The sequence below is a fragment of the Kordiimonas sp. genome (genome assembly GCF_048260245.1).
In the GTDB taxonomy this organism is placed as follows: Bacteria; Pseudomonadota; Alphaproteobacteria; order Sphingomonadales; family Kordiimonadaceae; genus Kordiimonas.
Genome location: NZ_JBLXGZ010000009.1, coordinates 1 through 20691 on the forward strand (window position 1 = coordinate 1; position 20691 = coordinate 20691).

Annotated in this window: 14 protein-coding genes; 6 read left to right on the forward strand and 8 right to left on the reverse strand. The window is 55.5% G+C overall.

Annotated elements, in window-relative coordinates; genetic code table 11:
- Positions 1-2384, forward strand: a 2384-nt coding sequence (locus ACN0VM_RS06620; RefSeq protein WP_417450075.1) for a S41 family peptidase, incomplete at its 5' end; no start/stop codon positions are given.
- A gap of 26 nt (positions 2385-2410) precedes the next feature.
- On the forward strand, positions 2411-4132 hold the full coding sequence (locus tag ACN0VM_RS06625; protein WP_417450076.1) for a dipeptidyl-peptidase 3 family protein: 1722 nt from the start codon (positions 2411-2413) through the stop codon (positions 4130-4132).
- A gap of 68 nt (positions 4133-4200) precedes the next feature.
- Here the strand turns inward: ACN0VM_RS06625 and ACN0VM_RS06630 are convergent, their stop codons facing one another.
- The 3 genes from ACN0VM_RS06630 to ACN0VM_RS06640 form a co-directional block, all read right to left on the reverse strand.
- On the reverse strand, positions 4201-4662 hold the full coding sequence (locus ACN0VM_RS06630) for a PAS domain-containing protein (protein ID WP_417450077.1): 462 nt from the start codon (positions 4660-4662) through the stop codon (positions 4201-4203).
- A gap of 121 nt (positions 4663-4783) precedes the next feature.
- Positions 4784-6235, reverse strand: a complete 1452-nt coding sequence (locus ACN0VM_RS06635; RefSeq protein ID WP_417450078.1) for an oligosaccharide flippase family protein — start codon at positions 6233-6235, stop codon at positions 4784-4786.
- A 151-nt stretch (positions 6236-6386) separates the two neighbouring features.
- Entirely contained in the window at positions 6387-7094 is a 708-nt protein-coding gene (locus ACN0VM_RS06640) for a class I SAM-dependent methyltransferase (RefSeq protein WP_417450079.1), read from the reverse strand.
- Positions 7095-7278: 184 nt separating this feature from the next.
- Between ACN0VM_RS06640 and ACN0VM_RS06645 the strand changes: the two genes are divergently transcribed.
- Entirely contained in the window at positions 7279-8382 is a 1104-nt protein-coding gene (locus ACN0VM_RS06645) for a phospholipase D-like domain-containing protein (protein WP_417450080.1), read from the forward strand.
- A 163-nt stretch (positions 8383-8545) separates the two neighbouring features.
- On the opposite strand, the gene ACN0VM_RS06650 is transcribed toward ACN0VM_RS06645, so the two are convergent.
- From ACN0VM_RS06650 to ACN0VM_RS06660, 3 genes are all read right to left on the reverse strand, one after another.
- Entirely contained in the window at positions 8546-9829 is a 1284-nt protein-coding gene (locus ACN0VM_RS06650; RefSeq protein WP_417450081.1) for a M24 family metallopeptidase, read from the reverse strand.
- Positions 9830-9886: 57 nt separating this feature from the next.
- Positions 9887-11167: an amidohydrolase family protein gene (locus ACN0VM_RS06655; protein WP_417450082.1), complete on the reverse strand. Its 1281-nt coding sequence runs from the start codon at positions 11165-11167 to the stop codon at positions 9887-9889.
- Positions 11168-11235: 68 nt separating this feature from the next.
- Positions 11236-13284, reverse strand: a complete 2049-nt coding sequence (locus tag ACN0VM_RS06660; RefSeq protein WP_417450083.1) for a winged helix-turn-helix domain-containing protein — start codon at positions 13282-13284, stop codon at positions 11236-11238.
- Between the two features lie 153 nt (positions 13285-13437).
- On the opposite strand from ACN0VM_RS06660, the gene ACN0VM_RS06665 reads away from it, so the two are divergent.
- Positions 13438-15639 (forward strand): CocE/NonD family hydrolase, encoded by a 2202-nt coding sequence (locus ACN0VM_RS06665; RefSeq protein WP_417450084.1) that lies wholly within the window; start codon positions 13438-13440, stop codon positions 15637-15639.
- Positions 15640-15711: 72 nt separating this feature from the next.
- Here ACN0VM_RS06665 and ACN0VM_RS06670 read toward each other — a convergent pair whose 3' ends face one another.
- Together ACN0VM_RS06670 and ACN0VM_RS06675 are read right to left on the reverse strand one after the other, a co-directional pair.
- Positions 15712-16257 (reverse strand): hypothetical protein, encoded by a 546-nt coding sequence (locus tag ACN0VM_RS06670; RefSeq protein ID WP_417450085.1) that lies wholly within the window; start codon positions 16255-16257, stop codon positions 15712-15714.
- Between the two features lie 14 nt (positions 16258-16271).
- Entirely contained in the window at positions 16272-18011 is a 1740-nt protein-coding gene (locus ACN0VM_RS06675) for an OPT family oligopeptide transporter (RefSeq protein WP_417450086.1), read from the reverse strand.
- Positions 18012-18121: 110 nt separating this feature from the next.
- Here ACN0VM_RS06675 and ACN0VM_RS06680 point away from each other — a divergent pair, with 110 nt between their 5' ends.
- Together ACN0VM_RS06680 and ACN0VM_RS06685 are read left to right on the forward strand one after the other, a co-directional pair.
- Positions 18122-19537 (forward strand): MATE family efflux transporter, encoded by a 1416-nt coding sequence (locus ACN0VM_RS06680; protein WP_417450087.1) that lies wholly within the window; start codon positions 18122-18124, stop codon positions 19535-19537.
- 207 nt (positions 19538-19744) lie between these two features.
- Complete coding sequence (locus ACN0VM_RS06685) at positions 19745-20623, forward strand: MipA/OmpV family protein (RefSeq protein ID WP_417450088.1); 879 nt, start codon at positions 19745-19747, stop codon at positions 20621-20623.
- The last annotated feature ends 68 nt before the right edge of the window (positions 20624-20691 follow it).

Here is a 20691-nt window from a genome sequence, read left to right on the forward strand (position 1 = left end):
CGGGCGACGGGCGACCCCCGCTGGTCGACATCAACTTTGCCACTGATCGCCATGGCCGCGAACAGGAACCCATGCCCGTCAGCGACAATATCGCTGAATTTGCCGTGTCGCCGAATGGGAAAGAGATCGCTTTTGTGGCACGCGGCGATGTTTTTGTCACCGCCACTGATTATGGCACCACACGCCGCATCACAAACACGCCGGAAGCCGAACGCAATGTGAGCTTCACTCCGGGTGGTGACGCGCTGCTCTATGCCGGGGAACGTGACGGCGAATGGCGCATTTATGAAACCAAACGCGCGGACGCGACGGAAAAATATTTTTTCACCGCCACCAAGCTTGATGAAAAGCTGCTGTTCAAATCCGACGAGGATGTCTTCCAGCCCAAGGCATCTCCAGACGGCAAAAAAGTCGCCTTTATCGCCGGGCGTGACGCGCTGAAGATTTTTGACCGCGACAGCGGCACTGTCACCACGGCGCTGGCAGATGAGTATAACTATTCATACGCCGACGGTGATATCACCTATGACTGGTCACCGGACAGCAAATGGCTGACCATCGATTTCACACCGAATGGTCGCCTGTTTTTCACCAACGTCGCAGTTGTCGCGGCAGACGGCAGCGGTACCCCGCATGATATAAGCCTTTCGGGCTATACCGATACAGCGCCAAGCTGGCACCCATCAGGTGGCATTATAACATGGGCGACAGCGCGCTTCGGCCAACGCGACCACGGCAGCCATGGTACCCAGTTCGACATTTATGCCGCCTTCCTTAACAAGGAGGCATGGGAGCAATTCAACCTCTCCAAAGAAGAGTTCGCGCTGAAGAAAGAGGCGGACGAAGAAGCCAAGAAAGCTGAAGAAAAAGACAAAAAAGACGGAGAGAAAAAGGACGAGGATGCGAAGAAAACCGTCGAGCCGATCAAGTTCGACTGGAAACGCATCGAAGACCGCCAGAAACGCCTGACCCTTCATTCGTCCGACCTTGGCGGGGCCGTGCTGTCTAAAGACGCTGACAAATTATATTATCTGTCCGCCTTTGAGGCTGGCTATGATCTTTGGGTCCACGACTTCCGCGAAGATGAGACCAAAAAGCTGGCACCTCTCGGTGCTGATCGTGCCTCCATGCAATTGTCTGATGACGGGAAATCCCTTTTCCTGCTGGCGGACGGGAGCTTGCGCAAGATTGACCTTGAAAAAGGCGCGCCGGAAGGTGTGAAGGTATCGGCCATGCTGACGGTCAACCAGACCGAGGAGCGGGACTATATGTTCCGGCACATCTGGCGGCAGGTGGATGATAAATTTTACAAACCTGATTTCCACGGCGTTGACTGGGATGCCATGCGGCTTGATTATGCCCGCAAGGTAGCCAGTACCAACAATAACCGCGACTTCGCCGACCTGATGGATGAAATGCTGGGTGAACTGAACGCCTCGCACACCGGTGGGCGCTACCGGCCATCTGGTGGGGGTGACATCACAGCCGCCCTTGGCCTGCTGTTTGATCTCTCGAACACGGTCGAAGGGCTCAAGATTGCGGAGGTGCTGGACGGCAGCCCCGTTGCCGACGCGGACAAAATGGTCTCGGCTGGTATGGTCTTGAAAGCCATTGACGGTACCACACTGGATGCCAAGAGCAATTATGCCGACATGCTGAACGGTAAAGCGGAGGAACGTACCCGGCTAACCTTCACCGACGCAAACGGTAAAGACTTTGACATCGTCGTCAAGCCAGCCAGCCTGCGCGATGAATACGGCTGGATGTATGACCGCTGGGTGGAAAGCCGCCGCGCGCTGGTGGACAAACTCTCGGACGGACGTCTGGCTTATGTGCATGTCCCCAACATGAGCGACCGCACCTATAGGTCAGTGTACCGCGAAATGTTTGGCCGCGGTATGGCGAAGGAAGCCATTATCGTCGATACCCGTTTCAATGGCGGCGGTGACCTGACCGACGACCTTGTGCAACTGCTGGGCGGTGAACAATATATGACCAACATGCCCAACGGCCGGGAAGCCCAGGGCGAGCCACTCACCCGTTGGACCAAGCCATCCATCGTGCTGATGAACGAGGGCAACTATTCAGACGGCCACTGTTTCCCTGCCGGTTACAGCGCGCTTGAAATGGGCAAAACCGTCGGCATGCCGGTGCCTGGCACCTGCACCTACGTATGGTGGGAACGGCTCATGAGTGGTGACGTGGTCTTTGGTATACCACAGCTTGGCATCAAGGACCGCGCCGGTGAGTGGATGGAAAACAAACAGCTCGAGCCCACGATAAAGATCAAGAACGATCCTGACAGCCTTGCCGAAGGCCGTGACCTGCAGCTTGAAAAAGCCGTGGAAGTGATGCTCGGCGATCTGGACAATAAACAACAATAAAAGACTAAACACTGAAGGAAACTGTCATGTCGAAAGTCATTATCGGGCTTGTCGCCGTTGTCGCTGTAGCGGCAGGTGCTTATTATCATGTCGAAAACCAGAAGACGTGCTGCGCGCCCGAGCCAACGCCAGTTGTCAAAAGCGTGAACATGCCCGTAGCCGAAACAACGCATGGCTATGACCTCGCCGCCCAGCGCGCCAAGGTCGCCCGTATCGACATGGAGACAGACACCAGCTTCCTGTCAGTGGAAGAAAAAGCGGTGGTCAACAAACTGATCGTAGCGGCCAATTACATGTCGGAGATCTACCTGCGCCAACGCAGTGAAGACAACCCTGCCATCAGGGCGGAGATTGCAGCCTCGGACCTGCCGAACAGGGATCTGTTGCTGGACATGTTCGACTTGCATTTTGGCCCATGGGATACACTGGATGAGGCGCATCCCTTCTACGGGGCACAGGAGATGCCCAAAGGCGCTGCCTTCTACCCGGCAGACATGACAAAGGAAGAGTTCAACAGTTGGCTTGAGGTACACCCGGAAGATAGGGAAGCCTTTACCAGCCTTTATACTGTAATCCGCCGGGACGGCGACAAACTGGTGGCGATCCCTTACCGCGAGCACTACAGGAAATGGCTTGAACCCGCCGCCCAAGCCCTGCGTGAAGCGGCTGAAATCACATCGAACCCAAGCCTGAAGGACTTTCTGTTCAAGCGGGCCGACAGCTTCCTGTCGGATGAATATTTCGAAAGTGAAATCGCCTGGATGGACCTTGACGGTACACCAATCGAGGTCGCTATCGGCCCCTATGAGGTCTACACGGATGGGCTGTTTGGTTATAAAGCTGCCTACGAAGCTTTTATCACTATCAAAAACCCGGAAGAAAGCGCGGCCGTCGCGCGCTATAAAAATTACCTGCGCGACATGGAAGCCAACCTGCCGGTGGAAGAGAAATACAAAAACTTCAAACGTGGGTTCGAAAGCCCGATCGCAGCGACAGAACAGATCCACGGCGGCGGCGACAATGTGCCGGGTGTGCAGACCATCGCCTTCAACCTGCCGAATGACGAGCGCGTGCGCGAAGCCAAGGGTGCAAAAAAGGTACTGCTGAACAATGTGCTTGAGGCCAAATTCAAGCTGATCCTCGCGCCGATGGCTGAGCATATCCTTGTGCCGGATCAGGCCGAAAAGCTGATGGCAAAATATATGGCGCTTGAAACCCTCTTTCATGAGCTGAGCCACAGCTTAGGCCCCGGCAGCATCATGAAAGACGGCCGTGCCACCACTGTGAACGCTGAGCTGAAAGAGCTTTATTCCGCCATTGAAGAAGGCAAGGCGGATGTCATGGGGGTCTATAACATCCTCTTCATGATGGAAAAAGGTGAGCTACCAAAGTCTGAGCGCGACAATCTCCTGGCCAGCTATTTTGTTGGCATCTTCCGCGCCATGCGCTTTGGCACCGACGAAGCCCACGGTCAGGGCGCTGCTTTCCAATATGCGATGCTGAAAGAAGCGGGCGCTTTCACCACCGCCCCAGACAGCGGCCTCTATACGCTTGATTTCGACAAGCTGGAAGCAGCGGTAACCGATATTGTGCGCCGGGTGGTCATGCTGCAGGGCGACGGCGACTATGTGACAGCCAAGGACTTCCTGGCGCGATACAGCACGCTGGATGCGGCCGCAAAAGCCTCTATCGCGCGTACATCGGATATCCCCGTGGACATCCAGCCGGTATACCCTGAAAAGCTCTAGGACGGCTGAACCAATATCAGGAAAAAGAAAGGCGTCCCTCGTGGCGTCTTTCCTCTGCCGTTAACGGGCTAAGAGTTTGTCTCCGAACGCAAGCCTACATGTACGTGACCAAAAATTCGGTCAATATTTGTGCCATCCTCCGAGAGAGGCACATAGAGTACTCGTACCCTTAGGTGGTTTTTTTGTTCCGAGAACGCAGCAGCTTCGGCGACAATCGGTTGTCTGGTTTCCAGTGCGCGGCGACAACTGATGAGAATGCGCTCCGCCACTTGTGGGCTTGGCGCTCCTGCAGTGACCGTCTGACCCGTTATTTCTCCGTAGAAACCCGCAACTGTTGTCCCCATCAACTGAACGATGAGATCGGATAAATGCCCGGCGTGATCATATTGGGTGCCAAAAATGAAAATTTCCGGCAGATAGCGCTTCAGGTCTTGCGGATGGATATCGCTGCGGCGCGGCAGGCGTGATTTCGCTGTGCGTTGGTCAAAGTAGGCCAGCAACTCGTCAACGCGTTTATTCTCATAGCGCACGCCCTCTGCATCGGTCAGGCTGAAATGCTCAAAATCCTGATCCAGACGACTACCCGATACGCCATTTTGATCGAGTAAACTAATAGCACCCTCCCGAGAAATTCCTCTTCAGTTTAGCGCGTCAATTGATCTTCAAAAAGCTTTTCATCGATATCAGCAGCGGAGACCGTGTAACGTATAGCAAAATCGGCGCCAAAGTCAGTGACGCCAAGCCGCTGATCAGCAGTTGTGCAAGGGCTGATATCGCCCATATGTCATCCAGATAGGTGCGCAGTATCAGCATAAGACCAACATATAGGACGGTCATCAACAAAGGCGGAATAACAGCCGCGAGAAGACGTGAAAAGCGCACATGGATAAGGCCTATCAGCAACCCTTGTGAGACAAAGGTGAATAACAGGTTCGGCACAACTAAACTAAGGGCGACAATAAAGATTCCGTAGCGGGCCGCAATGATTAGCGTGACCGCCCGCGCCACAAATACCAGCAGATCAACGCCAAAGGATATTCGGGTTTTTCCCAATGCAAAAAACATCTCGCGCGCAATGAAAAACGGTGCAGATGCCATCGCGGCAAACGCCAGTGCTCGCACGGGCTCCCCTGCAGCCACCCACTGGCTTCCATAAAGCACAACAACGGCATGATCGCCAAACATCACCAGCCACGCCAGCATGGGCCACAAAAAGTCCGCCACGCCCCTCAATCGGTGTAAATACGCATGAGCAAGATCCTGCCCAGAGCGTTTTTCGGTGGCAAATGTAGAAAAGAGCACGGTGCCAATAGCGCTGTATAACTGGTCCCATACCATGCGGTTAACCGCAGCCGCGCGGTCATATAATCCAGCTGCCGTGAAGCCCAGGGATTTACCGACGATCAGATCCGGCAGGCTTTGGCCGGCCATGGTGACAAAAGTGGATCCGGCGATCCAGCTGCCATAGTCCAGCGCTTCCCGGATATGCGTCATCTGCAGCCCATAATCAGCACGGCGGAAATAACGGGGCATAAGGGCGACAATGGTGAAAATCAGGAAACTGACCGTACCAGACGCCAACGCGTAAAAGCTGAAACCGAGTAACGCAAGCGAAACAGTAAGAGTGGCAGACAGCGCCGTTGCGATAACCTCCGTCCGAGCAAGATGGGCGAACGCCAACTCTCGCGAGGCCCGTGTCTGCAAAATCATTTGAACAGGAAACAACAGAAAATTAAGGCTCAGCACATGCAGCATTCCCGCCATTGCTGGCTGGGCGTAATAGTCGCCGATAAATCCAGCGGCAACGTTAAACAGGAAGCACAAGGTGAGCCCGAAGCAAAACACCAGCGTAAACCCCGAGCGTATATGGGGGGTACTGAAGGTATCGAGCTGCAAAAGATACTGGTTTACGCCAAGACCGCGTAATCCGTTGGCCACCAGTAATGTCGCGTATGACACTGCGAAAACACCGATTTCCGCTGGGGTCAACAGACGCGCGACCCAAGCGGAACTGACGATCTGCACAAGCGCCTGAGTTATCCGCGCCGATAACATCCAGGAAACAGAACTTCCAACGGAATGTTTTGTACTTTTATTGCTCATGATGCCTCGTTGCTGCCCCCGCCGCACGAAGCTAGCCAGCACGCCCGCAAACAACAAGGCTCAATTTGGAAAGTTGGGACTACAAACGCCTTTGACGTGCAGGCAAAGTCTCCCTCTCCCTTGTGTCCGTATAATAACTGGTCGTTAAAGGTTACTGAACGCGCGCTGCATACCAACCATGAATGAGAAGTGTCTGAAAAAATTGTACAGGCGTCTCAAAACCGCTGTCCCGCAAGAGTGCCTCAACCTCTGATGCCGGGGATATCAGGACATTGCGCTTCATAACCTCCAGAGATTTCTCAGCATTGTCCGGCAGCATGTTCGTGCCAGACAACATGCATGTCCACACGGGCCAGAGGCTTTTGAATTCAGCACTATCGAGGGCAGCGCTGAGGTCAGCGTTAATGAGCAGTCCCCCCACTTTCAGGCGGGTAAATATCTGCTTGAAAAAGGCAGCACGCTCACCACGCCGAATACAAAACTGGGAAACAAGGATACTGGTCGCAACGTCGAACGGGCCCATATCATCAAGGCTTTCCAGATAACCCGTATGGAAGCGGCACCGGTGCACCACGCCCTTGGCTTCGGCCTTGTCGCGGCACACTGCCATCATGTCTGCAGAGGGTTCCAGAACGGTGAACTGCGCTTTTGGAAAAATGTCCGCAAGGGCAAAGAGCTCGTCGCCTGAGCCGGCGCCAACACACAAAATATTAGGGTTCTCAGGCAATGTTGCCAGTATCGGCACCATGCAGAAATGCAAAGCATTCTTGATCGCGGCCATATTCTCGCGCCGTTGATCATATTTTTTTGCGTTTTCTCCCTCAAACGCTGCCATCACTTCATCACTCATACGATCCATCGAAAGGCCTCCAAAAAGTAATGTTATTACAAAACTAAATCATAGGACTACGAATGCAAGACATATATCAGGTCATATAAGAAGACGTTGACTAGAAGGCCTTGACGGATCAACGCCATATCCCAATCGAATTTTTATGATCAGCGTGCAACTGTTGAGAATGATTTCATCAGGGGTACCCCACATGACCGCCAAGCAGACGCCTGCAGCCTGCGATAACGATAGCGCGCCTTACCGCTTCCACCACACTGTGACTGGCGCATGGCGCGCTATGCTTGGAGCTTGCAAAGAGGCGAAAACTTCTATCGATCTAGAAGAATTTATCATGCTGCCGGATGAAATTGGCCGCCGGTTTACCGACACCCTGTGCGCGAGCGCAGAACGGGGTGTACGAGTGCGACTTTTGTTGGACTGGTGGGGGTCTCGGGAGATGAAATCCTCCTCTCAATTGCGCAGGTTGAAAGAAAGCGGCGTAGCGGTGAGCTTTTATCGGCCCCCATCCCTGAAAACGCTCGCCCCAGTCAAGTTTTTCCCGCGCAATCACCGCAAGGTGCTGATTGTGGATAAGCAAACGGCGTTCGCCGGCGGCGTTTGCATTTTCGACAATATCCGTGACTGGCGTGACAGTATGGTTGAGTTTAACGGCGACGTCACAGACCAGCTTTTAACCCTGTTCAACACCACATGGAATTTTGTTAACGACGGCACGCCGATCGAGGAAAAAGGCATCGACTTCTCAGGGGAACGACCCTATGCGATTATCGCCAACGCACCCCATACCCGCAACACGGATTTCACAAAGGCGTTTCGCCGTCAGTTAAAAAATGCGCAACAGCGGGTACGGCTTTGCACGCCCTATTTTTCCCCCATAGGCGAAGTGCTTGACCCGTTATTTGATCTGCTCGACCGCGGCGTGGAGCTGGAATTGATCCTGTCTGATTATTCCAAATATGCGCCCTATGTGGTCGGCAAAAAGCTGTGCGGCCAACTCATCGAACGCGGCGCCCAGATATACTATTACGAGCCGTCCATGCTGCACCTCAAGCAAGTCATCATCGATGACAGCTGGGGCGCCATCGGCAGCTTCAACCTTGACGGCCTGAGCATTCGGCAAAATGAGGAAGTCATGATCACCACTGGTGACCATGACTTTGTCGCAGAACTCCAGACCCAGTTTGAAAAGGACCGAGCACAGAGTGTTCCGTTCTCGCTTGAGCATTGGCGCAACCGCCCCTTGAGCGAGAAGATAACCGGCACGCTGCTAAAGCCGTTCCGCCATTATCTTTAAAACACCCCTGAATAAAAAAAGGGACATGCCACCCCCATCGATGGCACGCCCCAATGCAGTGTGTCGATCACCAGTCGACTAAAGCAATCTGCCCGTATCACGGTGCAGTGCCTACCTAGAAAAATTTTAGGTGCCAATTATAATCAGGCAGAAATTTATCACCCTAGCCAAGCTTGCCGATGGGATCATCCAGGCTGGCTGGTGGTTCGGTAAACCACGCCGGTCCTTTGTCCGTCATATAAAGGCAATCCTCAAGGCGCACCCCAAACTCGCCATAAATATAAAGGCCGGGTTCGTTGGAGAAACACATGCCGCTCGCGAGCGGTGTTTTTTCACCATGCACAAAATTGACACTCTCATGCCCCTTCATGCCAATGCCGTGGCCGGTACGGTGGCTGAGGCCCGGCGTCTGGTAACCGGGGCCATAACCAAGGCTTTCATAATAGGCACGCACCGCGTCATCTACCTTGCCTGCCGGCGCACCAACCTGTGCTGCCTCAAACGCGATTTGCTGCCCGCGGCGCACAGTGTTCCATACGTCGCGCTGGCGTTTTGTCGGTGTGCCAAACACAAAGGTGCGCGAAATGTCGGACTGATAGCCCTCCACCGCGCAGCCACAATCCATCAGCACTACACTGCCGTCACGCAGGCTTTGCGGCTGACTTGTACCGTGCGGATAAGCGCTGGCTTCATTCAACAGCGCCATATTCCAGATGCCGCTGCCGCCGAGCGCCGCCTGAGCCGCGCCCATCAGCGATGTGATGTCACCGGGTGTCATGCCAGCTTCCAGCGTACCCCAGACATGCTCGTAAGCCCTTAGCGTAATCTCATTGGCCTTTTTCATCAGGGCAAGTTCAGCCGCGCTTTTATACATGCGGCACCCAAGGGTGACGGGCAGCGCACTGGTGATCTCAAACCCGGGAGCAGCGGCTTTCATGCCTTCCACTACAAAATAACGCACGGTGTCTTCAAAACCGATCTTGCCACCCGAAAGCCCACGATCCTTCAGGATGCCAGCAACACGTGCAAACGGGCTTTCATGCTCATGCCATGTTCGCACATCTTCACCAAAGCTCATGCTTTCGCGCACGCTGGGTTCTTCAAAAAATGGGGTAACAACAGCAATGTCGCCCTCTGCCGGGATCACGACCGTGGTCAGCCGTTCGCTGCGCCACCAGCTGATGCCGGTAAAATAGAGCATGGCCGGGCCGGGCTCAATCAGGATAGCGGCCAAACCCTCATCCCGCATCAGTTTCTGCGCTTTGGCGACGCGGGCCTGCCTTTCCTCAACTGTAATCGGCTGTATATCCCCGGTAATGGGCTTGAGCCCTGTCAGGGTTTCCGGTGCTTTAGCCGCGCCTTCAGCCCGCGCCGCAGCACCAGCTGCCACCGCGCCAACAGCGGCACCAGCCCCAAGTTTCAGAAAATCACGTTTCGAGAAAGTCATGCCCTCGCCTCTTTGTTTTATTACTTGTTTTTATTACTTTTTTATTGTGGGCTTTTGTTATTCGCCCTTATAAACCACACCTTCTTTCATCACGAAGGTTACGTCTTCGGTCACGGCGATATTCTCAAGCGGGTTGCCTTTCACCGCCACGATATCGGCCAGAAACCCCTCCTGAAGCGCGCCAAGGTCATTTTCCTGCTTCATCAATGTTGCAGCATTGATCGTTGCCGCCTGCAGGGCCTGCATCGGTGTCATGCCAAATTCGACCATGCGCGAGAATTGTTTGGCGTTGTCGCCGTGCGGGTAGATCCCGGCATCCGTGCCCATAACCATTTTTACCCCACCTTTCACCGCACGGGTGAAGCTGTCCCGCTGGCGCTGCGACACCTGACGTTCCTTGTTGATATTCTCTTCCGGCACACCGTTTTCCGCACCATAGGTCAGCGTATATTCGGTGTTATAGATATCCATGGAGAAATAGGTGCCAAACTTCTTCGCCAGCGCCACGCCTTCGTCATCAAGGAAGCTGACATGCTCCACCGAGTCCACACCGGCCACAATGGCAGCTTTGATACCGCTGGTGCCGTGGGCATGCGCCGCAACCACAAGGCCGCGTTGATGGCTTTCGTCGACAATCGCCTTCATTTCCTCAAGAGAATATTGCTGAATACCGACCTTGGTGCCCTTCGAAAATACGCCGCCCGTTGCACAAAACTTTATGGCGTTGGCACCGTATTTAATATTCTCGCGTACCTTTTCGCGCGCGGCCCACGGGCCATCAGCCACCCCGCCGGATTTTGATTTCATCTCAGGCGCGAGGAAGTTGTTGTCGCAGTGACCGCCGGTGATACCCAGCGCATTACCTGCCGAAAAGATACGCGGCCCGATAATATCGCCCGCGTTGATGCCGTCGCGCACACCGATAACTGAATATCCCCCGTCCCCCAGGTCACGGATGGTGGTAAAACCGGCCATCAGGGTCTTTTGGGCATTTTTCACCGCCACCACTGTCTGGCGCGGTACCGAGTAGCCCATGGTCATGTAAAAAGGGGTTTCAGCATCGCCAGAGATATGAACATGCATATCCATGAACCCGGGCAAAAGCGTCATGCCGTCAAGCGCGATCTGTTTGGCGTCGTCTGCTGCGGTGAAAGTACCTTGCTTACCAATGGCGACAATACGGCCATCGCGTACCACGATCATCGGCTTTTCAACCAGTTTGCCCTTGACCACATCAACCATGGCATCTGCGGTGATGACCGTCTCAGTCGCCTGCGCTGAAAAACCTGCGCCAAAAACACTGGCGGCCATTACAGCCGCCGCCCAAAACCCACGCATAAACATCCCCTTTTACGCAAAAAACAGGCGGTCAGCCTAAGATGAATTGGGCGCCTTGTCCAACGCCATTATGGCGTACCACCCTTGGGGTGGGTACGGAATATATCCGCCGAGTTTTCAACCAGTTTGGCCATATAAAGCCTGCCGTCCCTCACTGCGGGCAGAATGATCTGTGCGTCTTTCACAACAACACGGTCCTGCGTTTCACCGCCCGCAAGTCCCGCCACACGTAGTTGCCACATGCCTTCCTGACGTTTGGTATAAAAAATCTGATTGCCCACTTTCTGCACGGCAAACGCCCGCCGTAATACCGGCTTTTCCATGATGAAAGGCAACTTCACAGGTTCTGCGCCCGCGTAAAGGCTGCCCACGCCGTCCACCCACAAGGTGTCGTCGGGCTTCGCGGCAAAACGCACATATTGCCATGAGCGCGGCTCAGGCGTGAGCGTGTTGGTGACAATATTATAATAGCGCACGCCCCAACCGCCCGGTACTGGCACGCTGAATGACAGGGTTGTCGCATCTTTCCACGACAGGCCGCGCATCTCGCCCTGCGGCAGGTCAAGCGCGCGCATCTCGCCCGAGCCTGCATCCACCAGAAACAGCGCATTGATGCCAAGTGCCGCAAGATGCCGCCCGTCAGGCGCCCATACGAGGTCATAATAATAGGGGCGTTTGTCGCCGCTGGTCAGCTTACGCGCCTTGACGCCTGCCACATCATGAAGCCATATCTCATCGCGACCAGACCGGTCTGATACAAAAGCCAGAGTGTCCCCATCAGGGCTCAAGCTTGGCAAGCGATCATCAACCGAAGAGGTAACCAGCGCGCTTTCCGCCCCCGACGCTATATCACGCACAACCACATCCCGGTTCATTAGCCCGCCGACATAGACATAGTCCCCCCTGTTACCAAAACGCGCGGGCGCATTGATCCTGTGTGGGGCACTATACAGTACCCTGCGGTCCCCACCTTTGAGGTCAAGGCTGATCAGGTCATAGGCCGGGTGTTCGCCGATCATCACCACACGGTCACCCTCCGCAGACCATATGGGACAGCAGATATATTCATCCAGCCGAAACAAGGGCGTAAGCCTGTCAGCATCAAGGTCAAGGCTATAAAAAGCCAGCCATTGCTCCGGGTCGGGCGAGCTGATCAGCAGCTTATTGTCGGTGGGATGCAAGTCAAACTCGGTGTTGCCCGCAAGCACAAGCTCTGGCTGCGGCAAGCGCCGGGTGGTGCGCGTTTCCAGGTCAAGCTCGTACATCGAATAGGGCGGCCCGGCGGCGCTGGCCTCGGCGTAAATTACTCGTTTTTCGTCATGCGTAAAAAGCGCGTTACCGTAGCTGTTGGGTGGGCAGCGGTGCACCATGTCCCGCGCGGTCACATCAAGCCCCTCTAGCGTCAGCCGGTAAAGCGCGCAGCTATCTCCCTTTGTGTAAAGATACAGCAAAAAACGACCGCTGCCTGACCATGCTGGCCCGGCGCTGAAGCCGTCTTTCGCGCCTACCTCGCGCACGTCTTCACTGGCGAGGTCCTTGATAAACAAACGCAAGCGTCCTTCGACAAACCCGCTATAGGCCAGATAGCGCCCATCGCGGGAGACTGCGGGTTCCAGCTCCTGCTCCGCCCCGCGGGTGAGCGCGACCACTCCGGCGATAGGCTGCAGATGTGCGCCACCGCCCGGCACGGCCGGCCACCACAGCACCGCGCCTGCCGCCATGATCAATAGAGCTGAGGCGGTAAACACCCACCATCCGTGGCGCGTCCGTGCGCGCAGCTCGCTCGGTCTGTTCTCGCCGCCTGCCTGCAAAGCGCAGACGGGGGCCACAAGGCGGTACCCCTTCTTCGGATAGGTGGCGATAAACGCCGGGCTACGGCTGTTGTCGCCCAGGGCGGCGCGCAGTTTGGCGATGATACGGTTAACGGCATTGTCTGTCACCGCACGCGACGCCCACACGGCGTCAATAAGACTGTCCCGGCTGATCGTTACACCGGGGTGACGGCAGAAGTAAGCCAACACTTCGGCTTGCAGTGGTTCAAGCTGTAGGGTGCGGCCTTCCACCAGCAGCGACTGGTTTTCCTCATTGAAAATGACGTGCACAATTTTCCACTGCATTGGCTGCTATCTCGCTGAAATTCCATACAGAACTAGCACGGGCTCGCTGGCTGGTCACAAAAAATCATCAAAAAATCACCCCGTCATCATGACTTCCACCCCGGCAGGGTGCACAGGCGGGGTGGATTATACGTCTCACAATGAGGAACCCTGATGAAACAGCTACACTCTATGCTTCTGGTGCTGTTTGCCTTTTGCGCCGCTCTGAGCGCGCGCGCCGACAATGCACCCTCCCCTTTGCCCGGCAGCGTCACAAAAGCCCTGCATATTCTGGAAGCGGATCACCCCGATGATCCGACACTTCGTCTTCGCCTCACAAGCCTGAACGGGGAATACGCGGCGGCGCTTGCTACGCTGGAAGACCTTCGCAAGAGCTCGGGCGACCGATTCCAGCTGATGCACTATGAGCTTTATCTGAAAGCGCGACTGACTGACGGCGCGTTTGAATCGGCGCTGGCCACGGTGTTTGATGACGTATTCAGCCCGCTTGATAACCACGCAGCTTATGACGCCACTTATTATACCGGCTATGACCTTGACCTGGGCGCACAGCAAATTGCACAAGCACTGCACGCCGCACAAAACGAAGACATGGGCGCGCAAGCAGCCGCTAACCTCATCCGGCGCTATCAGGACCATGCCGTCTATGCCCTTGTGCTGCCTGGTTCAGCAGCATTGATGCAAGCAGACCTTCGGCGCCGGTATAATATCAGGGATGATGCCCTGATCCACACGCCAGACGGTGCAACCTTATCCGCTACCGTTGTGCGCAACCGGTCGGCCACCCTGCCGCAACCCACCGCTATGGCCTTCACCATATATACCCGCGAAAACCGTAACCTGCGTGAGGCCATACACGCCGCAGCCCACGGCTACGCGGGCGTGGTGGCCGACGCACGCGGCAAACGCCTCAGCAGCGATACCATCCGTCCCTATGAAACCGAGGGCGCTGATGTGAATGCGGTGATCGACTGGGTGGCAAATCAGCCGTGGTCAGACGGCCGTGTCGCCATGTATGGCGGCAGCTATAACGGGTTTGTACAGTGGGCATCGCTCAAGGCACCGCATCCAGCGCTCAAAACCATTGTGCCCTATGTGGCGGCTATTCCCGGCATGGGCCTGCCGATGGAGAACAATATTTTCCTCAACGCCAACTATGGCTGGGCTTTTTATGTCACCGGCAACCGCACGCTGGACAACGCGGTATATTTTGACCCCGTCCGCTGGCGCACACTGAACGATACATGGTTTAAAAGCGGCCGTCCCTACCGGGACATTGACGCCGTTGACGGCACACCCAACCCGTGGCTGCAACGCTGGCTTGATCACCCGTCCTATGACGCTTACTGGCAGGCCATGGCGCCGTTCGGCCCGGACTTCGCTGACATCGACATTCCGGTTTTAACCATCACCGGTTATTATGATGATGGGCAGGGTTCGGCGCTGCATTACATGGCTGAACATGAACGCCACCACCCCAATCCTGAGCATTATCTGGTGATCGGCCCCTATGATCATTTCAGCGCGCAGGGCACACAAGGCGAAAACTTGCGCGGTTATACGCTGGACGCTGGCGCCCATATCAACACGCCGGAGCTGACATTTGAATGGATGGACCATATCCTCAAGGGCACGCCCAAACCTGGGATCCTCAAGGGCAAGGTCAATTATCAACTGATGGACGATGATAGCTGGCGGCATGCGCCCAGCCTTGGTGCCTTGCACAAAAATATGCAGCGCTTTTACCTAAGCCCCACCCCTGCAGGCGCGTTTCATAGCCTGAGCACGATACAACCAAATGAAGAAGCGAGCCTGGGCCAGAGCATCGACCTCACACAGCGGGAGACAGAGTATAACGATTACTACCCATGGCCTATCATCCGCGACGAACTGGCGCTGGAAAACGGCTATGCCTATGTAAGCGCCCCACTTGAAGAAGACATGATTTTCGCCGGACGTTTCAGTGGCGCACTGAAGGTTCGCATCAACAAAAAAGACGTCGATGTCGGCATCACCCTCTATGAAATCATGCCCGATGGGCGCGCCTTTCACCTGAGCTATTATCTGGGCCGCGCGAGCTACGCACATGACATGACAACGCGCCGTCTGCTGAAACCCGGTACAGTGGAGACTATCCCCTTTGAGCGCAGCCGCATGGTCGCCAAAAAGCTGGCGAAAGGCAGCCGGATCGCCGCAGTCGTCAACGTCAACATGAATGCCTTTGCCCAAGTCAACTATGGCACCGGCAAGGATGTCAGCGATGAAAGCATTGTAGACGCGGGCGAGCCTTTGCTGATCGAATGGCTGAACGACAGTTATATCGAGCTGCCGCTCAGGCCTTACTCACCACAATAGCCAAGATACATCCGCAAACAAAAACCGGCGGCAGCATGGCCGCCGGTTCGCAAGGTTTAACCGCAAACCCGCTTAGCCCGGTTGCACACTGGCAACCGCCTTGGCGAACTCTTCCTGCGCGTGCTCAAACTGGCTCAGGGATTTTTCCACATAGGCCAGCACCTCGTCGATATAACCGTCGGTCGAAGCTGACCAGACCCGGTTTATGTAACGTTCACCGGCGGCAAAGCTGGACATGACATCGGCATAGAACTGCAAGCCAAACAGATGTTTCATGCTGTCGCGCGCGTCGGCAAAATTATTCAGGTCCTCGCGGAACAATTTATCGATCTCGAACCGCATGTCATATGTCGGCACCTTGTCCTTGCGACCATTGAGCGCCTTCAAATTGGTGACGATATTATCCAGGCTTTCCTCCAGCAGTATGCGGTTGCGGGCCAGCTTGTCGCTGGAGCGCGCCTCAGCACTTTCCGAGCGTTTGACCAACACCACACCGATCACGCCCGCCAAAATCACCGGCAAAAATGTCGGCCAATCCAATTCTGTCGGGTGCAGCGATGTCAAAAAGGCAGCGGCAAGAAAAGCCAGGGCCACGGTCAAATAAGCAATCTTTTTCATCCTGAAACCCTCCCTTAATTTGCACTGATGATGATGTTAACAGCGTACCCGACGCCCACAAGCGCCTCGCCCACAATCAGGCCCGCCGCAATTGGGATGCCCTTGTTATCGGACCACGAGTGCCCGGCCTTGCGGTCGCTGATCTCGCGCAACAGCGTACCTACCGAATAGGTCACCACGATGTTGAACGGCAGGTAGAAACCAAGGCCCACGGTGATACCCAGGCCCGCCTGCACGGCGGAGAGCAAAGCCCCCATCAATGCCCCGGCGATATATTTCTCCGTCGGCACATCACCGCCCAAAATACCATTGACCATGCTTGCCAGCGCCTGCCCTTGCGGTGCCGGCAACTTGTCGGAGCCAAGGCCATAAGCATCATGCAAAACATATATCAATACGATGATCACGAGCGGCCCAAGCCATGCCCCGGCGAACTGCCCAAGCTGTTGCATGCGCGGCGTCGCCCCCACGAGATACCCTGTCTTGAGGTCCAGCATCAGGTCGGTTGCCTGGCTCATGGCCACACAGGTTGCGGCCCCCACCGTGACAGCCGCCACGATGGCCTGCATGTCATCCATGCCGCCGAAACTTTGCGTGATCACGATCAGAAGTGTGACCGCCACCAATGTCATGCCCGACAGCGGTGACCAGTTGGTACGGCCAATGGCTTCAGACAGGATAATCCCGGCCATCCATATCCACAGCGTACCCAAAACCGCCATCATGAGCCCGCGCACGATGCCAACCTGCTCTGCCGAGGTGACGGCCATGACGCCCAGAAGCACCGCTGCACCCACCACTGCAATATATAGAAATTTGATCGGCATTTCGTCGCGGCTCATCGCGCTATCCACTTTGGCGGACGATTGCATGGAAGACACAGCAGAGCGAATAAGCGGCAACGCAAACATCACACCTATCACCGCACCACCGATCAGCATGCCGATACCGACGGGACGGAACAAAAGGGTACGCAAAGGCCCCGGCTCATTGACGAGTTGCCCGTTCACCACCGGGAACAGGTCCGTCGCGGCCAAGAGCGGCGCCAGCACGAAGTAACAGACATAACCACCTATGATAAAGGCCACACCGCCACGCCCGGCGATGTAGCCCACACCAACCGTCATCAGGGACAGGTATAATGTACCGTTCATATAGGCAGGCAGGCCAAGCTGATCAAAAAGCGGCCAGTTCTCGACGCCCGACGCCAAGCTGATAGCGTGCAGGGCCCCCGAGATCAGCATGGCGATCACCAGCAGCTTTGCTTTCTCTATGCCCGCGCCCGGTGATTTCAAAATTGTCGCGACCGCTACCCCACCCGGATAGGTCAGGCGTTCAAAATCGATCATCTGCTTCCTGAGCGGAATAATAAAGGCAATACCGAGGAAAGCGCCAGCAATGGCACCAAATGTCAGCACATAGGGGTTGAAGTCACCCCCGAAACCAAGAATGAAAATGGCTGGCACCGAAAACATCATGCCCGACGATGCCCCGTTTACCGCACTGGCGACCGTTTGGGTAACGTTGTTTTCCACGATCGAGCGGCGACGCAAAATACCGCGCAAAATGCCGAAACCAAGAATGGCCGCAAGTTCGGACCCCTCAATAGAAAAGCCAAGCTTCAAAGACGCAAAGCCGATAGACACCGCGATAATGACGCCCAAAAAGTAGCCTACGACAATCGCGTAGGACGACAGCTCAGGATACGCGCCGTGTGTAATCGGCCCCTGGCTAGCAAATTTTTCCTGTGACACCTGTACCTCCCCCGAGGATTGGGATTGTTTTTCTTTTTCCTGTGACCTGCGCGCTAGCGCTTGCCAGCGAACCCAAACCAGCCTAGCAGTATCGTCTGGGCGCCGTCCAGATGATCCTGTCAATTTTGCTGCTATCAATTCAGGTTGCCGACTATATGCCCAATAGTGGTTTATCTATCAGCCCCGAGTGGCTCAAAGACCGCCTGAAGCGTCACTTCAGTGAACTCTCGAGGCTTGCCTTGCCTGCTGTGATGATGCGCATTGGTGTGATGGGGCTGTCGATGGTGGACACCGCCCTTGTCGGACACTATGCCACCGAACATCTGGCATGGCTGAACCTAGCCAACCAGTCCGTTATCATGTTTGCGCTTGTCGTCGGGCTTGGACTTCTGGGCGGCATCACGGTCTATGTCGCCAATGCGATTGGTGAGGACAACCCACGCGAAGCCGGTCGTGTCTGGCGACGCAACCTGCCGTTCACCATCGTGGTCGGGATGCTCATACTTGCTGTGATATGGCCTGCCGAGTTCTGGCTTGGGCTTCTGGGCCAGACCGACGAAAAAGCCCGCGAGGCTGGCTATCTCATTCGCATTCTGGCCATTGGCGTACCGGGGCATTTGCTGTTCGTCTGCTCAACTATGTTCCTGGAGGGGATAAAACGTGCCGAGGTGGGCTTTTACCTGATGCTGGGCGCAAATGTCATCAACCTTGGCCTGGACTATGCCCTCATTTTCGGCGCTTTTGGCTTCCCGGAAATGGGCGCGGCTGGCAGCGCGTGGTCTTCCACCGTTATCCGCTGGTGCCTTGCAGGTGCCGCCTTTGCCTATGTCTGGTATGCGCCCAGCGTGCGCGGCTATGGCACCCGCAAACCCCATGGCCAGAAATGGCACGACTGGCGCGACCAGCGCCATATGGGCTATGCCAGCGCCGTATCATTGGCCGCTGAAGTACTGGCTTTCTCCGCCCTTGCTGTCTTCGCAGGCTGGCTGGGTACCGTACCGCTGGCAGCGCACGGTGTGGTCTACCAGGTGCTTGGCGTGCCGCTGATGATCTCCATCGGTATCGGCGTGGCCACCAGCGTGCGTACCGGCATCGCATACTCACGCCGTGACAGGGCTGATACAGCCCTTGCGGGCCTTTCGGGTGTGGTATTGAATTTCATCGTCACCGGGCTTTTTTCCCTTGGTATCTATGTCTATACCGGCCCGCTTCTGGGCATCTTCACCAAAGACGAGCGCATCATCTTGCTGCTGTTGCCATTCGCGGTGATATACACCTTCGGAATGATATTTGACGCGGCACAGATGGTCGCGTCTGCGGTTTTGCGCGGTTACCGCGAAACATGGTGGCCCACGGTGCTGCAGGGCTTTTCCTTCGCCTTTGTCATGTTGCCGGCCTGTTATGTACTGGCCTTCCCCATGGGTCGTGGCCTACAGGGCTTGATGGAGGGTATGCTGGTCGGCGTGGTCATTTCTTTTGTCCTTCAAATGATCCGCTTTTATCACCTGAGCCGCACCAAACCCTGATGGAGTGCTCGGCATTGTCAGCCATCATAAAAGTTAAAATTTGCGCTTTCATTCCCCGTTTCAGCGGCTATCCTGCCTGAAACAAGCAAGATTTTTTCGGGCACAAAGGCGCCTTAATTTTACCTTTTTGTCCCGGACAATAAGCCAATGACACGACAGGGTTTTTGCGGCCATATGGGCGCATTTTTTACAGGAGCTTGGGGACCTGTGTTGCACAAAAGAAACGTTTTTAAAGGAACAGCGGGTGCGCTCACAGTTGCAGCCCTGGCAGCCTTAACATCAAGCGGCGCGCATGCTGACCGCTTTAATATGGCGGACCGGTTCAACAATGCGCTTGAAGCCGTGCAGGAAGGCATTGACCTCTTGCTGCCCGGTGACCTTGACAGCAAGGACGTAAAAGCCCGCATAGGCGTTGGCCTTGGCTGGACACCGGACTACGACGGGTCCAACAACTATCGCTTTCGCGCGCTTCCTCTGGTTGATATCCGGTACAAGGAAGTCTGGCGGCTGAATGGCGGCCAGTTTACCTATTCTGCATTAAAGAAGGGGGCTTTCGAAGCGGGGCCACTCCTTAACCTGCATACCGGACGCAGCGAGGAAGACAACCGCGCGCTTGAAGGTCTGGGTGATATCTCAACGACCGTTGACGTTGGTGTTTTCGCCCGGTACGGCACGAAAAACATGCTCATAAGCGGTGACGTCCGACAAGCGCTCGGCGCCAAACAAGGCATGCAAATCCGCCTGACCGCCGGGCACGGCATTTTCAAATCCGGTGACTTTGCGATGGGTGCTGGTATCCGGGCAAAATGGCTGTCGGAAAAGGCGATGCAAACCAATTACGGCGTCACACCGGCACAAGCCGCCACGTCAGCGCGCGGGCTTGAGGCCTTCGACGCTAATGCCGGGCTGTCGGAGCTGTCCCTGAATGTTATCGGTGCCTACAAAGTCACTGAATCCGTTCGGGTGCTGGCGCTTGTTTCCGTTGGCAGACTTTTTGGCAGTGCTAAAAACAGTCCGTTAGCGGCGGGTGGTTATGGCTCCGCAACACAGCTTATTAGCGGCACCGGTATCCAGTTTCAGTTCTGACCTATAGCAAGGGCGCGCTTTCCGTGCTTTAATTGAGGCGGGTTATTCAATAACATCAAGGCCTTGAG